Source organism: Abiotrophia sp. HMSC24B09 (assembly GCF_001815865.1).
GTDB lineage: Bacteria > Bacillota > Bacilli > Lactobacillales > Aerococcaceae > Abiotrophia.
Genome location: NZ_KV822187.1, coordinates 1 through 15,412, shown reverse-complemented (window position 1 = coordinate 15,412; position 15,412 = coordinate 1). Strand labels below are relative to the sequence as shown.

13 protein-coding genes are annotated in these 15,412 nt (G+C 45.7%); 12 read left to right on the top strand and 1 reads right to left on the bottom strand.

Going from position 1 to position 15,412, the window contains the following annotated elements:
• The first annotated feature begins 1 nt into the window (after position 1).
• From HMPREF3093_RS00070 to HMPREF3093_RS00060, 3 genes are read left to right on the top strand one after another with little or no spacing between them, the layout of a single operon-like run.
• Positions 2 to 523, top strand: a complete 522-nt coding sequence (locus HMPREF3093_RS00070; RefSeq protein WP_070755031.1) for a LapA family protein — start codon at positions 2 to 4, stop codon at positions 521 to 523.
• A 3-nt stretch (positions 524 to 526) separates the two neighbouring features.
• Positions 527 to 2,854 (top strand): single-stranded-DNA-specific exonuclease RecJ, encoded by a 2,328-nt coding sequence (gene recJ / locus HMPREF3093_RS00065; RefSeq protein ID WP_070755030.1) that lies wholly within the window; start codon positions 527 to 529, stop codon positions 2,852 to 2,854.
• 6 nt (positions 2,855 to 2,860) lie between these two features.
• The gene (locus tag HMPREF3093_RS00060; protein ID WP_023392013.1) at positions 2,861 to 3,373 is read left to right on the top strand and encodes an adenine phosphoribosyltransferase; all 513 of its coding nucleotides are present in this window, start codon (positions 2,861 to 2,863) and stop codon (positions 3,371 to 3,373) included.
• A 53-nt stretch (positions 3,374 to 3,426) separates the two neighbouring features.
• Here HMPREF3093_RS00060 and lexA read toward each other — a convergent pair whose 3' ends face one another.
• Entirely contained in the window at positions 3,427 to 4,044 is a 618-nt protein-coding gene (gene lexA, locus HMPREF3093_RS00055; protein ID WP_023392014.1) for a transcriptional repressor LexA, read from the bottom strand.
• Positions 4,045 to 4,125: 81 nt separating this feature from the next.
• Here lexA and HMPREF3093_RS00050 point away from each other — a divergent pair, with 81 nt between their 5' ends.
• From HMPREF3093_RS00050 to HMPREF3093_RS00010, 9 genes are all read left to right on the top strand, one after another.
• A complete protein-coding gene (locus HMPREF3093_RS00050) occupies positions 4,126 to 4,377 on the top strand; it encodes a DUF896 family protein (RefSeq protein ID WP_070755029.1) in 252 nt (83 codons plus the stop codon).
• 67 nt (positions 4,378 to 4,444) lie between these two features.
• On the top strand, positions 4,445 to 4,660 hold the full coding sequence (locus tag HMPREF3093_RS00045) for a YneF family protein (RefSeq protein WP_023392016.1): 216 nt from the start codon (positions 4,445 to 4,447) through the stop codon (positions 4,658 to 4,660).
• A 127-nt stretch (positions 4,661 to 4,787) separates the two neighbouring features.
• On the top strand, positions 4,788 to 5,228 hold the full coding sequence (locus HMPREF3093_RS00040; RefSeq protein ID WP_023392017.1) for a hypothetical protein: 441 nt from the start codon (positions 4,788 to 4,790) through the stop codon (positions 5,226 to 5,228).
• A 6-nt stretch (positions 5,229 to 5,234) separates the two neighbouring features.
• Positions 5,235 to 6,140: a YitT family protein gene (locus HMPREF3093_RS00035; RefSeq protein ID WP_070755028.1), complete on the top strand. Its 906-nt coding sequence runs from the start codon at positions 5,235 to 5,237 to the stop codon at positions 6,138 to 6,140.
• Between the two features lie 109 nt (positions 6,141 to 6,249).
• Positions 6,250 to 6,981 carry an isoprenyl transferase gene (locus HMPREF3093_RS00030; protein WP_070755027.1) on the top strand — a complete coding sequence of 244 codons (732 nt, stop codon included), beginning with the start codon at positions 6,250 to 6,252 and terminating at the stop codon, positions 6,979 to 6,981.
• A complete protein-coding gene (locus tag HMPREF3093_RS00025) occupies positions 6,978 to 7,772 on the top strand; it encodes a phosphatidate cytidylyltransferase (protein ID WP_070755026.1) in 795 nt (264 codons plus the stop codon). Before HMPREF3093_RS00030 ends, HMPREF3093_RS00025 begins: the two co-directional genes overlap by 4 nt.
• Positions 7,773 to 7,901: 129 nt before the next feature.
• Entirely contained in the window at positions 7,902 to 9,170 is a 1,269-nt protein-coding gene (gene rseP, locus HMPREF3093_RS00020) for an RIP metalloprotease RseP (RefSeq protein ID WP_070755025.1), read from the top strand.
• Positions 9,171 to 9,289: 119 nt separating this feature from the next.
• Positions 9,290 to 13,597, top strand: a complete 4,308-nt coding sequence (locus HMPREF3093_RS00015; RefSeq protein WP_070755024.1) for a PolC-type DNA polymerase III — start codon at positions 9,290 to 9,292, stop codon at positions 13,595 to 13,597.
• Positions 13,598 to 14,133: 536 nt separating this feature from the next.
• The coding region (locus HMPREF3093_RS00010) for an SEC10/PgrA surface exclusion domain-containing protein (RefSeq protein ID WP_143227625.1) at positions 14,134 to 15,412 on the top strand (1,279 nt) is incomplete at its 3' end.

Here is a 15,412-nt window from a genome sequence, read left to right as displayed (position 1 = left end):
CATGCGTCAACAATGGAAATTAATCTTAGGTGTCTGTGCCGTTATTCTAGTGGTAGTCTTCGCTCTACAAAACGTTAATAATGTGCAGGTCACTTTCTTGTTCTTCCAAGCTCAAATGCCTATGGTCTTAGTCTTGTTGATTTCGATTTTGTTTGGCTTATTAATTGGTTTCTTGTCTTCTTTATCCAGTCACATGGCCAATCGTACAGCCATTAAGAACCTAAATAAGGAGCGCGAAGCCCTTACCAAAGAACAGTCTAATTTTGAGACGACTAAGGCGGAATTAGAAGCCCAATATCAGGCTAATCTTGAAGAAAAGAATCAAGAAATTGCGAGTCTTCAAGAAGCCTTAGCCGATTTGAAGACACAGCTTGAAGCCCAGTCTCAAAGCCAATCGCAAGAAGAAGAGACCGGTGACTTAGAGGCTGATTTGGACCAATCAGCTCAAGAACTTGAAGACAGTGTGGATGAATTTGAAGAGAGTTTGCAAGATGATGAGGATCCTCAGGTTTCGAGGGGGTAGAGCATGAACTTGACACACTATGAGTGGCACTACCGAGGCTTGCCAGATGATGTGCAAGCTAAGGTGGCTGAATGGCAGCAAGCCGGGTTAGGCTATAGTGACACTTTTCTGCGGCTATGTTTGGCGCGTGGACTTGAGACCTTGGAAGAAATCAAGGACGCGACCAATCAGATGCCCCAAACTTTCCACGATGCCTTCCTACTCTATGATATGGACCGTGCAGTGGAAAGAATCCAGGCAGCCATCGAGGACCAAGAACTTATCTTGATTTACGGTGACTACGATGCTGACGGCATTACCTCAACCCTGATTCTCTATGAAACCTTGGAGATGTTGGGTGCCCGGGTCATTTACTATGTTCCCAATCGGTTGGTGGATGGCTATGGGCCTAATTTGGCTCGCTACCAGGACTTTGTCGACCAAGGTGTTCAGTTGATTTTGACTTGCGATAATGGGGTGGCAGGTTTTGAAGCCATCCAATGGGCTATGCAAGCGGGTGTGGATGTCATTGTCACAGACCACCATGAGGTCCAAGCCACCTTGCCTTCAGCCTATGCTGTGGTTCACCCCAGACATCCACAAGGCCATTACCCCTTCCTAGATTTGAGTGGGGCAGGGGTGGCCCTGAAGTTGGCCACAGCCTTATTAGGCGAAGTACCAACGGAGTTAGTGGAATTAGCAGCCATTGGGACGGTCAGTGATGTGGTCTCCCTGCGTGACGAAAATCGGACCATTGTTCTGAGTGGTCTCCAGCTCATGCGCGATACTATGCGCATTGGTTTGCGATTAATGCTGGAAGAAGAGCAAGTCGATATGGAAAACATGTCGGCCGATACAATTGGTTTTACCATCGGGCCTCGGCTTAATGCTATTGGCCGTTTGGGCGACCCGACGCCAGCCTTGGAACTGCTCAAAACCCAGGATGAGGAAGAAGCCCAAGAGCTATTAGCTTTAATTAACGAAAAAAACCAGGAACGTAAGGACCTGGTGGCTAATATTATGGATCAGGTCAGCCAAAGACTGGGGCAGGGGCCGATTCCTGATATCATTATTGAGTCAGATCCTAGCTGGCCTGCTGGAGTTGTTGGGATTGTGGCCGGCCGCTTGAGCGAACAATATCAGCGACCAGCCCTAATCTTCCAGTTTCAGGCTGATAAAGGTCAATACAAGGGGAGTGGCCGCTCTACAGAGGCTGTTCATCTCTTTGACTGGTTGACCGATATTAAGGAGCATCTGGCCCAATTTGGTGGTCATGCGCAAGCAGCAGGTATGACCGTTGCCCAAGATCATTGGCAAGAATTTGTCTCAGCCTTGCAGGCTAAGGCCCAAGTTCAAGCAGAAAGTGAGCCTAGAAAAGCGCCCTTGACCATTGATTTGTCTTTGAAGCTGTCGGAAGTAGATACTGACTTCATCCAAGAAGTCCAGTTACTGGGTCCCTTTGGCATGGATAATGATAAGCCAGTCTTTGCCATTGATGATGCTAAGATCAACCAAATGCGTTTGATTGGGACTAATGGCCAGCATGCTAAGCTAGTCCTAGGACAGGATGGGCAAGAGCTTAATGCCATTGGCTTTGACTTTGCAGATCGTATGCGAGATCGACAAGTGGGAGATAGCCTGACTGCTGTCGGTCATTTGGACTTAAACAAATGGCAGAATCGGGTCAGCCCTCAATTGCTCCTGTCTGATATTGGGGTCTCAGGTGCTGCCTGGTATGACTGGCGGGCAAGTGGCCAACAAGGTCGTCTTTGGCAGCTGGATCAAGTGGTCTATGTATGTCAGCGCGAGGCAGTTAAGGCTCAAGTTTCTTCTCGCCTTCAGCCTGGCTCTGGCCTGATGACCTATCAAGAAGCCCAAGAGGCCAATCTAGTAAATTATCAGGGGCTTGTACTTTTAGAGCCACCCAAGCAAATGTCGGACTTGGACCAGCTAGTGCTTAGTCAGGATTGGCAGGCCTTCTACTTGGTGCTCTATGCCCAAGAATCCAAATATTTGGCAGGTCTGCCACAAAGGGCTGACTTCGCTAAGCTTTATCGCTGGTTAGTCAGCCAGGAGCCCTTCAATTTGCGGGCTAAATTAGCTGACATCAGCCAAGGACTGGCCATTAATCCAGTTCAACTCAAATTAATGTTTCATGTCTTCTATGAAGCAGGTTTTGTATCAATTGAAGAGGGACAAGTGGCAGTCCAAGAGGCAAGTCGCCATCAGACTACTAACTTGGAAGAAACTTCTGCCTACCGGGCTTATCAAGCCGCTATGGACAGCGAACAAGCCTTAGTCTTTGCCACCCTCGACCAAATAAAAGAATATGTTAAAAGAATTAGGAGTTAAGTCATAATGGAATTGAAGAATTATATTGCTAAAGTCATGGACTATCCAAAAGAAGGCATTGTTTTCCGTGATATTACCCCTCTCATGGCAGATGGTCCAGCCTACCACGAATCAGTTAAACAATTAGTAGACTACGCCCGTGAATTACAAGTAGATGTGATTGTAGGTCCAGAAGCGCGAGGTTTTATCGTGGGCTGTCCAGTTGCCTATGAATTAGAGATTGGGTTTGCCCCAGTCCGTAAGAAAGGCAAATTGCCTCGTCCAACAGTTGATGTGGACTATGAATTGGAGTATGGTACCGCAACCTTAACCATGCACGAAGACGCCATTAAACCAGGCCAACGTGTCCTCATCACCGATGACCTCTTGGCAACAGGTGGGACCATTAAGGCTTCTATCGACCTAGTTGAAAAATTAGGCGGCGTTGTCGTTGGTTGTGCCTTCCTAATTGAACTCGTTGACTTAAACGGGAAAGAAAAATTAGCAGGCTATGACTACAAGGCTTTAATGCAATACTAAAAGCATCAAAAATATGCCCCCAGTCTTTGACTGAGGGCATGGCTTTAAGAGACTTAGAAATAACGGTAAAGGGAGACAACCTTACCCAGGATAGTCACCTGAGGCAGAATGATATCGTCCATGTGGTCATTTTCTGGCCGTAAGATGACGTGATCGGATTTCTTGAAGAAGGTCTTACAGGTGGCTTCATTATCCTCGGTCATGGCAACTACGACATCACCATTATTGGCGCTTGCTTGACGGCGGACCGTGATGTAGTCGCCATCTAGAATGCCAATATTAACCATGGACTCACCCTTAATCTCTAGCATGAAGAGTTCGCTAGGTTCATAGCGCTCTAAGCCAGGTGGAATAGGGTAGTAATCTGTGGCATGTTCAATGGCCAGAATAGGCGCACCAGCAGCCACTTGACCTAGCAAGGGAATCTGTTGGGGTTGGATACCCAAGGCTTCCTGGGCTAGAGGAGAAAGTTCGATGGCTCGCGTCTTGCTGGCGTCACGAATAATGTAACCAGCTCGTTCTAAACGTGCTAGATGGCCGTGTACGGTTGAAGTAGAAGCAAGTCCTACTGCTGCACCGATTTCTCGAACTGTAGGGGGATAGCCGTTGGCTTCAATGGCCTCATGGATACATGAGAGTATGGTTAATTGTTTAGTGGATAATGTCGTCATGTCCTCACCTTCCTTATATCTTAAGCCTATTATAGCACACTTATCAACCAAAAAGCAAACGAATGTTCGTGGAGGTGTCAAATGTTATCACCAGAGAAAATTGAGCGTATTAATGTTCTAGCGCGTAAGAAGAAAAGTGAGGGTTTAAGCCCTGAAGAAGCCCAAGAACAAGCGACTTTACGTCAAGAATACTTAGCTAGCTTGCGTCATGGCATGCGCAATCACATTGAGGGTATGAAGATTGTCGACCAAGAGGGGACCGATGTGACTCCTGACAAACTCAAACAGATTCAAAAAGAAAAGAAAATTCATAACCGTCATTTAGAAGATTAGACTAGGCTTTTGACGGAAAGTTGTGTAAAATAGAAGAGTAATATGAAAAGAAAGTGAGGAGAAGGCAGTGCAAACATGGATTTGGTTAATCATTGTCGTAGTCGCCTTAATCGGCGGATTTGTTGGTGGCTTCTTTATGGCGCGCCGTTACATGATGAAATACTTTAAGGAAAACCCACCAATTGATGAGCGCATGATTACGCAAATGATGGCTTCAATGGGTCAAAAACCATCTAAGAAGAAGGTTCAACAAATCATGGCCCAAATGAAGGTTCGTCAATAATCAAGAGAATCAAAGTCCGCCTAATGGTGGACTTTTTCTTATCCAGGTGCTTTACTTACAGATGAAAAGTCCTAGCAAACGTGGTACACTATAAGAGTATTGAAAGTTAAATCGAGGAGGAAGCTCTATGTCTATTATCAAGGAAAATTTTGACAAACTCATTGCTGAGAAAGAACTACCAGCTGAATACTTGGAGATTGAAGGAGGCCACCATCTCTATCGTTTCCGTTTTGGTGTAACCCCAGTTCGGGACTTGATTGTGGAAGTCATTGTTCAAAATTCAGATTTACCATATTGTGATGCTCAAGTCATCTACCGCCATGTTCACATGTTGAAAGACTATAAGCAACGTGCGCAAGCCTTGGAATTGATTAACGAATTAAATGAAACTCGTACCGGTTATTTTGCCCTTTATTTAGCGGGCGATGGGGAAATCTTCCAACGTAACTTGATGCGGGCTAGCGTGGACCCACAACCGCTCTATGAAACCATTGTCTATGGTTCAGCTATTGCGAAGGATATGGTAGAAGCCTTAACTGCTGGTTTAGGACCTTCTGCTGAGGTGTAAAACTTCATGCTGACGTCTTTTGTTCGCTCCAGTCAAGGACAAAGAATTCTGTCCGGTGTCGTATTATGGCTTTCAGCCCTATGTTTTGCAGTTGCCCTCAACTTATTCTATGTTCCTAATCTGATTTTTTCTAATGGCGTGCCTGGCTTGGCGCAAATTATCTTGGCCATCTTCAAGGATACTCCCTTAGCAAATCTCTTAACGGCCGGTAATCTCTATTTTATTCTCAATATTCCCTTGATGATTTTGAGTTGGCTCTATTTGGGACGTCGCTTTTCTATCTTGACCGTGACCAGTATTTTCCTGTCCACCTTGGTAAGTAACTGGGTGCCGATTCAACAAGTGACCGATAATACCTTGTTAGCTGCAATCGCTGGTGGGGTGATTTCGGGTATCGGGGTTGGCCTCTTGATCAAGTTTGGTATGTCCAGTGGAGGCTTTGATATTATTGCCCTCTTGATTGCTAAGAAAACAGGGCGCAATGTCGGCTTTATGTCCTTTTTGACCAATGGTTTGGTCATAGTTGGAGCTGGTTTTCTTAACAGTTGGGAATATGCTCTCTACAGTTGCATTGCCATCTTTATTGCGGGTATGGTCATTGATGCTATCCATACAGGTGAGCAACGTTTGACTGCTTTTGTGATTTGCCAAGACCCTAACCAAGTGGTCAAGGCCATTCAGGAGCGGGTCATCCGTGGCGTCACTCTCTTAGAAGGGCAGGGCGCCTTTTCGCATCAGCCCAAGCAAGTCCTAATGGTAGTCTTAAGTCGTTATGAACTCTATGATTTGCAGCAAGCAGTGCTTTCAGTTGATTCCCAGGCCTTCATTAATGTGGTCCAGTCCACCATGGTGACCGGTAATTTCTTAAATCGAGAGCAACAGGCCGACTTTAGAAAAGAATCAGTTGTTTAATGATCAAATCCCTTCTGATAGTTTCAGAGGGGATTTTTAGTTTAAATCGTTTCAATCAGAGGCAGAGTTTGTTATAATATAGTGGAATTTGAAGACAGGAGGGCTTGGCATGGCTGACTTAAGTAAGGTACCTGCGCACGTTGCGCTCATTATGGATGGAAATGGCCGATGGGCTAAGAAACGCTTCCTACCTCGGGTAGCAGGGCATAAAAAAGGTGTCGATACCATTAAGAAAATCACTAAACGTGCTAATCAATTGGGCGTTAAGATGCTGACGGTCTATGCCTTCTCAACTGAGAACTGGAAACGACCTGAACAAGAAGTCAGCTTCTTGATGAAGTTGCCTAAGGAGTTTTTTGCCAAGTTTGTGCCTGAGTTATTGGAACAGAATGTGCGGGTAGAGACCATTGGTGACTTGGAAGGACTGCCAGAAGCCACTCGCAAGGTCCTCAAGCAAGCTATTGCCGATACGGTTCATTGTACTGGCCTGATTTTGAACTTTGCCATCAACTATGGCTCTCAAGACGAAATTTGCCATGCGGTTCAGACTTTAGCCCGTCAGGTAGCTGAGGGCACTTTGAAGCCGGAAGACATCACCCCTGACTTAATTGGCCAAAATTTAGAAACTGCCAAGTTTGGGTCATTAGCCAATCCGGACTTGATTATCCGGACCAGTGGGGAAGAGCGTCTCAGCAACTTCCTACTCTGGCAGGCGGCTTATAGTGAGTTCTATTTCACTGAACGTTTGTGGCCTGATTTTGATGAAGGCGATTTTGACCAAGCCCTAGCGGTCTATGCCAGCCGACAACGACGATTTGGAAAGGTGTTGGATACTGAATGAAAGTAAGAGTAATCAGCGCCCTAGCAGCCTTGGCCGTCCTGATTCCGGTTGTGGTGGTAGGGGGCAAGGTTTTTACGGGCATGTTCTTAATTTTAGGGGTTATGGCCTTATTTGAATTAGCCAATATGAAGAAGATTGAATACTTCAACTTGGTCGGGGTCATTGCAACCATTGCGGTTGCCCTCATGATACTGCCCAGTAACTATCAATCTGCCTTGATTCCAGGTCTTAAATTTACCTATCTCTTCTATATTTGCTGTATGTTGCTTTTAGTCCTGACGGTCTATGAGTACAAGACCTTCAATATTGAAGAAGCAGCCCTTTTGATTTTTGGTGCCCTCTACATTGGCTATGGCTTCCGTTACTTGATTGAGTTACGACAAATTAGTTTGGACTTAGTTATTTTCCAATTTGCAATTATTTTTGCAACAGATTCTGGGGCTTATATCGTTGGCCGACGTTTCGGCAAGCATAAGCTAGCGCCTCAATTGAGTCCTAATAAGACCATTGAAGGTTCGCTAGGTGGAATTGTCAGTGCGGTCGTCATCGCAGTGCTCTATAATTACTTCTTCGATCCACATTTAGGGGGCTCAGAGCACTATATTTTACTGGCCATGGCCTTGTCAGTTTTAGGTCAGCTAGGAGATTTGGTAGAGTCAGCCTTTAAGCGGCATTTTGGGGTCAAGGACTCTGGTAAGTTCCTGCCGGGCCATGGCGGGGTCTTAGATCGCTTTGATTCAACCCTTTTTACCAGTTTTCTACTCATGACCTGGTTTAACTGGTTAAAATAGTGCTCATGTCAACCAAACTCTATCCTTTGAGTTTGGTTGACTATTTTTGCATTATGGGCCTAATTAGGGTATATTTAAGAGGTTAAGTTAAGTAAATTTTTGAATTGAACTAGATAAAGGAAGTTGACCATGCAAGCATTGATTGTATTTTTACTTGTTTTTACCGTAATCGTAAGTATTCACGAATTCGGCCATTTTTACTTTGCCCGCAAGGCTGGTATCTTGGTGCGCGAGTTTGCCATAGGGATGGGGCCTAAGCTCTTCAGCCATCAGGGAAAGGACGGGGTCCTCTATACCATTCGTATGATTCCCCTAGGAGGCTATGTTCGTCTAGCCGGGCTAGGTGAGGATCAGGATGCAGTTCAAGCCGGGATGCAAGTAGGCCTTGTCTTGAATGAAGCTGGGCTAGTGACCCGCATTAATACCTCAAAAGTAGCCCTTGAAGATGAAGTGCCAGTGCAAGTGGATCAGTTGGACTTAACGGATGCCATGACCATTACAGCCTTACCGCTGGGCAGTCAAGATCTGGTTACCTATCAAGTGGACCACAAGGCCCGCATCATTGAAGCAGACGGGTCTAGCATCCAAGTAGCGCCTCGTCAAGTCACTTATGGAGCCGCTAAGCCATGGGCTAAGTTCATGACCAATGTAGCGGGTCCGATGAATAACTTTATTCTTTCTATTTTGATTTTTGTTGTGGTGGCCTTTGTCCGCCCGGGCGGAGTACCGGTTGAGGCCAATGTCTTAGGCTATATTGAACCAGATTCTCCTGCAGCCCAAGCGGGTCTACAATCAGGTGACCGGATTGATGCCATTGGTCAAACCAAGGTTTCCAACTGGCGTCAAATGGTGCAAGCGATTCAATCCAAGCCAGGTCAAATGGTAGATTTCTCTGTCCATCGTGGTAACCAAGATTTGACATTACCAGTAGCTATTCGGGCTGACCAAGTGGAACAAGCAACGATCGGGCGAATTGGCGTAGCGCAACCAGAGACTCAAGATTTCTGGGCAAAGATAGCTTATGGCTTCACCGCTACTTGGTCTCAAATCACGGGTGTAGCTGCCGCAATTGTGGGTATCTTCCTTCGTGGACTCAACCTCAATCAGTTCGGTGGGCCTGTGGCAATTGCTCAGATTACCTCTAAAGCAGCATCTGAGGGCTTTATGCCAGTATTATTTCTAACCGCCTTGCTGTCAGCTAATATTGGCGCCTTCAACCTGTTGCCAATTCCTGCCTTGGATGGTGGTAAGATTGTCCTTAATGCCATTGAGGGTGTGCGAGGCAAGCCCCTATCCCAAGAAAAAGAAGGGATTTTAACCATCATTGGGGCCCTCATCTTAGTGGCCTTTATGCTGGCTGTCACCTGGAATGATATCAGCCGACTCTTCCAACCATAATTTTGAGTAAGAGATCTACCGAGTGTAGGTCTCTTTTTTAGCATGGGCCTCAGGTGATTTTAGAGGGGGCTTATGCTATAATAAGAAGGTATGCAAATCACCGTGGACGGAGGGAACTTATGGCCAAGAATCGCCAATTATTTGAACATCTATTGGACCAAATTGGGCTGCAGGACGCAGACATGGTGGCCGAACTATCCCAGACACAGATAGAATCTGTTAAGGTTCACGCTAAGTCTGGTGAATGGCATTTTACCTTAAGTCAGGTAGAACGTCTCCATCCCCACGTTTATGAAGTCCTTATGCACCATATGCGTTCGGCTTTCGAGGGGATTGCCAAGACAGAAGTCTGGTGGAATTATCAATCACCGACTAGTTTAGATGATAGCCAAATGCTAGATTACTGGCAATCCATTTTAGGGGTAATGGGACAGGAATCGAGCTTTATTAAGCGCGCTTTGGCTAATGCTACTTATCAGGTCAAGGATGGCCAAATCCAAGTTGGATTGGCGACTGAAGATCAAGTTCAGGTGGTTAAAACCCGCTATGACCAAGCCTTCAAACTCAAACTGGCCCAAAACCAATTGAATGACTGGGAACTAGTCTATCTGGTAGATGATAAGGCCAGCGAGCAGGCTAAGCTTCAGGCTCAACAACATCTAGCCTCTGAGGTGGAGCGCGAGCGGCAAGAACTGGCTCAATTAGAACAACGACGCCAAGAACAAAGCAAGGTGGTCGTAGAGAACACCGACATTCCTCAAATTGGTAAGGACATCCCCGATACGCCAGCCATCTCGATTCAGGAAGTCTACGACAATCCCTTTAATCAGATCATTGAAGGCTATATTTTTGACTATGAGGTCCGCGAGCTTCGCTCAGGTTCTCAGCTCATGATTATGAAGGTGACCGACTATACTTCCTCCATTACGGCTAAACTGATGGCAGGGCGTAACATTAAGAAGGAATCCTTTGGCCTCTTCAAGAAGGGGGATTGGGTCCGTCTGGAAGGTAGCCTTAAGGCTGATAACTTTACGGGAGAGATGGACTTCTCGCCGCGTAGTATTCGCAAAATTTCCAAGGCCTCACGCCAAGACCAGGGGGTAGACGGTGCCAAACGGATTGAGCTCCATCTGCACTCCAATATGAGTCAAATGGATGCCACCAACAAGGTTGGTGACTTGATCGCCCAAGCAGCCGCCTGGGGCCATTCAGCCATTGCCATTACCGACCATGCGGGCGCTCAGGCCTTTCCTGATGCCTATGCAGCAGGTAAGAAGCATGGCATTAAGGTTCTCTACGGGATTGAAGCCAATGTGGTCAATGACGGTGAACCGATTGCCTATAATCCACAAGCCATTGACTTAGATCAGGCGACCTATGTTGTCTTTGACGTGGAGACCACGGGTCTGTCTTCTGTCTATGACCGCATCATTGAGTTAGCCGCGGTTAAAATGCGGGATGGCGAGGTCATTGATACCTTCGAAGCCTTTATCAATCCTGGTTATCATTTGTCGGCCATGATTACCGAATTGACTGGGATTACGGACGCTATGTTAGCCGATGCGCCACAAGAAGCAGAGGTCATGGCGCGCTTCGCTGAATTTTCCAAAGATACCATTCTCGTGGCTCACAATGCGAGCTTTGATATGGGCTTCCTCAATAAGACCTATGCGCGTCTGGGTATGCCAGTGTCTGATCAGCCAGTTATTGATACGCTGGAGTTATCGCGTTTGGTTAACCCTGACATGCGTTCCCATCGTTTGAATATCTTGGCTAAGCATTATGGCGTGACCTTGGAACAACACCACCGGGCCGTTTACGACTCTGAGACAACTGGATATGTCTGCTATAAGCTATTGGATCAAGCCAAAGAACAATACGGTATGGTCCGTCATGACCAGCTCAATGAACAAGTAGGGAAAGGGGACAGCTATAAACAGGCTCGACCTTTCCATGCCACCTTGATTGCTAAAAACCAAGAAGGACTTAAAGACCTCTTTAAGTTAATTTCAGCCTCCAATGTCCAATACTTCTTCCGCGAGCCCCGTATTCCGCGTAGCTTGTTGACCAAGTATCGGGACAATCTCTTAGTTGGGACAGCTTGTTCCAATGGGGAAGTCTTTACTGCCATGATGCAAAAGGGGTACGATGAAGCGGAGAAACTGGTGGATTTTTACGATTACATTGAGCTCCAACCTAAGTCTGTCTATGGTCCCTTGATCGAGACGGAATTAATTCGTAGCGAAGCTGACTTAGAAACCATCATGAAAGAAATGGTGCGACTGGGTCAAGACAAGAATAAGCTAGTAGTGGCTACAGGTGATGTTCACTACTTGGAACCTAAGGATGCTATTTACCGCGAAATTCTCTTGCGTTCCATGAAGATTAATGCCAATCGGACCTTGCATCTGCCGCCTGTTCATTTCCGCACGACAGATGAGATGATGGCAGAATTCGACTTTATGGGACGGGACCAAGCCTATGAGCTTGTCATCACCAATCCTCAGAAGATTGCGGATATGGTGGAAGAAGTCGAAGTCATCAAGGACAAACTCTATACGCCAAATATTCCTGGCGCCAATGAAGAGATTACGGAACTCTCCTATAAACGAGCCAGAGAGCTCTACGGCGACCCTCTGCCTGAGATTGTAGAGAAGCGGATTGAAAAGGAACTCAAGTCCATTATTGGTAATGGATTTGCTGTTATTTATCTGATTTCGCAGAAGTTGGTCCACAAGTCAGTATCTGACGGATACCTAGTGGGTTCGCGGGGTTCGGTGGGTTCTTCCTTAGTGGCGACCTTGACGGGTATTACGGAGGTCAACCCTCTAGCTCCACATTATTATTGTCCAAACTGCCAATATTCGGAGTTTATTGCTGACGGTTCGGTTGGTTCGGGTTATGACCTGCCAGCCAAAGACTGTCCACACTGTGGCCACGCCCTTAACAAGGAGGGGCAAGATATCCCATTCGAAACCTTCCTTGGCTTCTATGGCGACAAGGTACCCGATATTGATTTGAACTTCTCTGGGGCCTATCAACCGCGCGCCCACGCCTACACCAAGGAACTCTTTGGGGAGGACTATGTCTATCGGGCAGGAACCATTTCGACGGTTGCCGAGCGAACTGCCTTTGGTTATGTCAAAGGCTATCTGGAAGTAGCCCAACAATTCTTACCACAAGCTGAAAAGGAACGTCTAGCGAAAGGAATTGAAGGGGTCAAACGCACGACCGGTCAGCACCCGGGTGGGATTATCGTAATTCCAGACTATATGGATGTCTATGACTTTACGCCAATTCAATATCCTGCCGATGAAGTGACAGCCGAATGGCGGACTACCCACTTCGACTTCCATTCCATTCACGATAATGTTCTCAAGTTAGATATTCTGGGGCACGATGATCCAACCGTTATTCGTATGTTACAAGACTTATCGGGGATAGATCCTAAGACCATTCCACCAACCGACCCGGATGTCATGAAAATCTTTTCTAGTCCCGAGGTTTTAGGGGTAACACCAGAGCAAATCTTCTCTAAAACTGGGACGCTAGGGATTCCTGAGTTCGGGACAGGCTTCGTACGCGGTATGTTGGAAGAATCCAAACCAGCGACCTTTGCTGAGCTGCTGCAAATTTCTGGTCTCTCCCACGGGACCGACGTTTGGCTGGGGAATGCCCAAGAGTTAATTAAGAACAAGATTGCGCCTCTTGCTAAAGTAATCGGCTGTCGTGACGATATTATGGTCACCCTGATATACTATGGTTTAGAGGACGGCTTAGCCTTCAAGATTATGGAGTCCGTCCGTAAAGGGAAGGGGATTCCAGAGGATTGGCAGGCAGAAATGCGGGCCAAGAAGGTGCCTGAATGGTATATTGATTCCTGTTTGAAGATTAAGTATATGTTCCCTAAAGCCCATGCAGCTGCCTATGTCCTCATGGCCTTGCGGGTTGCTTACTTCAAGGTTCACATGCCTATTATGTACTATGCTGCTTACTTCTCTGTGCGGGCAGATGACTTTGACATCGTGGCTATGCACCAAGGGAAGGAAATGGTGAAGCGTCGTATCAAGGAAATCAATGATAAGGGCTTTGATGCTTCAGTTAAGGACAAGAACCTCTTAACGGTCTTAGAATTGGCTAATGAGATGTTGGAGCGTGGCCTTAGCTTCCAGATGATCAGTCTAGAGAAGTCTGATGCCGATCGCTTTATCATTGAGGGCAATAGCCTGATTCCACCATTCCGGGCCGTACCTGGTTTGGGTGCCAACGTGGCGCAACAAATTATTAAGGCCCGTCAGGAAGCCCCATTCTTGTCTAAGGAAGACTTGCAGAAACGTGGCAAGGTCTCTAAGACTATTCTTGATTACTTAAGTGAACAAGGCGTCCTTAATGGCTTGCCTGACTCAGATCAATTAAGTCTCTTTTAACGAATTAGCGCCCGCATAGTGCGGGCGCTTTTTTATAATCGATATTGTGTACACAATTACAAATCTGAAACTTGATTGTAATAAAAAGCAGGCTACCATAAGTAAAGGATACGTGAATATTCAATCTATATAGCTAATCTTATATCATAATATTTTATCACTCAGACAATAGAAATGTTCAAACAATATCGAGGTTAGCTTATTGAAATTACATTTCGTTAAAGGAGGAGTTTGAAAATTTTAGCTTATCTAGTTAGATGTCTAATTATATAGGCGTAAATCTGTTATAAAAATACTTAGTCACCTCCTTTTTTGTATAAGCAAATTTATTGCAATGCATAGGTCTGTTTGTTACAGATTAAATAGGCATTTAGACTGTTTCAAGTGTCCGGAAACCTTGATTAAATGCTATTTATAGGCTTTTTTACAGGTGTTAAGAATGTTTCAGTAAAATGAATTAAGGGCAGGAAGCATTGTGATGGCTGGAAAAACTCGATATAATATTTGCATAACTAAAATTTATTGGAGGTTTTAAAATGAAGCTAACCAATACGGTATATCGCTATGCGATCCGTAAGCTCAAAGTGGGAACTGCCTCAGTTGCGGTTGCTGCCTTGATGTTCTTGGGCTCCGGGAATGCTGTTGTTAATGCAGCTGACTTGAACCAACAATCAGCTCTAGTGGCTAAAGCAAGTTCACCAGAGATTACTCAAGTGAAGGAGGCAAGTCCAACTGAAGATAATCTTAAATCAGATTTAGAAGTTGACACCAAAGCCCTTGAGGCTGATAAGTCGCCTGAAACTGATTTAGATGTCACTAAAGATTTGCCTAAAACAGAAGCGGAATCAGTTGCATCTGACTTAACTAAGCTGGAGGAATCTGAGGGGCTTGCATCACAAGATGAACCTAAGCAAGAAGTATCAGCTGAGGACTTAAGCTTAGAAGCGACTGAAGCAAAGGCAAGTGTTGAGGAAGCAAGCGCTAGCTCAGAAGAATCTGCTCCAAGCGTTAAAGAAGCGGAAGCGACAGTTGCTAATCAAGTGGCAGCTGCCAATGCAGCTAATCAGGTAGAAGAAGTAAAACCTTTGGCCAACGCAAATAGTGCGGCAGAAAATCGTATTATCTTGCCACCAGGCTTTACACCAAGTCTATTTGAGCCAGGTGCCTATAGTGCCAGTCATATTGACGCAATTGCTAAGCCTGGACGCGCGCTTAATACTTACAAATCTAACGAAGCTGATAAGAAGGAAATCGTTGATGTTACGAATTTAACGGAAGCACAACGTAAAGAACTTTCGCTCTTCGTTGCCAACCTGATTAATCCGATTCGCCAACAATTCGGGAAAGAACCCTATAAGGTTAATGCAGGCTCTGTCAATGCCGCGCAAAAAGTTGCCAATGCCTACAAAGAGGATAATTGGTATGCATGGACAAGTAGCCATGATACGAATGCCACTTCCCGCGCTTTAGCAAATGTTGCCAATGGTTGGGGCGAGAACTTAGCAACCATTAATCCAAATACAACAACAATGGATGACCTTAAAAAGCAATTCCACTACCAAACCGTTTGGATGCTTTTCGATGATAGCCATGCTAATTTTGGACATGCTAGAAACTTCTTACTTTTTGAAAATCCATTTGGTAATCACGATGTTTACTTAGGGATTTCAACAAACCGCGCGGGTGCAAGCGATGCAAGATCTTTTGGTACTCAGTATTACACCATGTTTGCACCAAAGGCTGGATCTAGCGAGTTCACACCAGGTAATGATTATACGTCCGAACCGACTCCAAGCCAACCGAGTCAGCCAACGA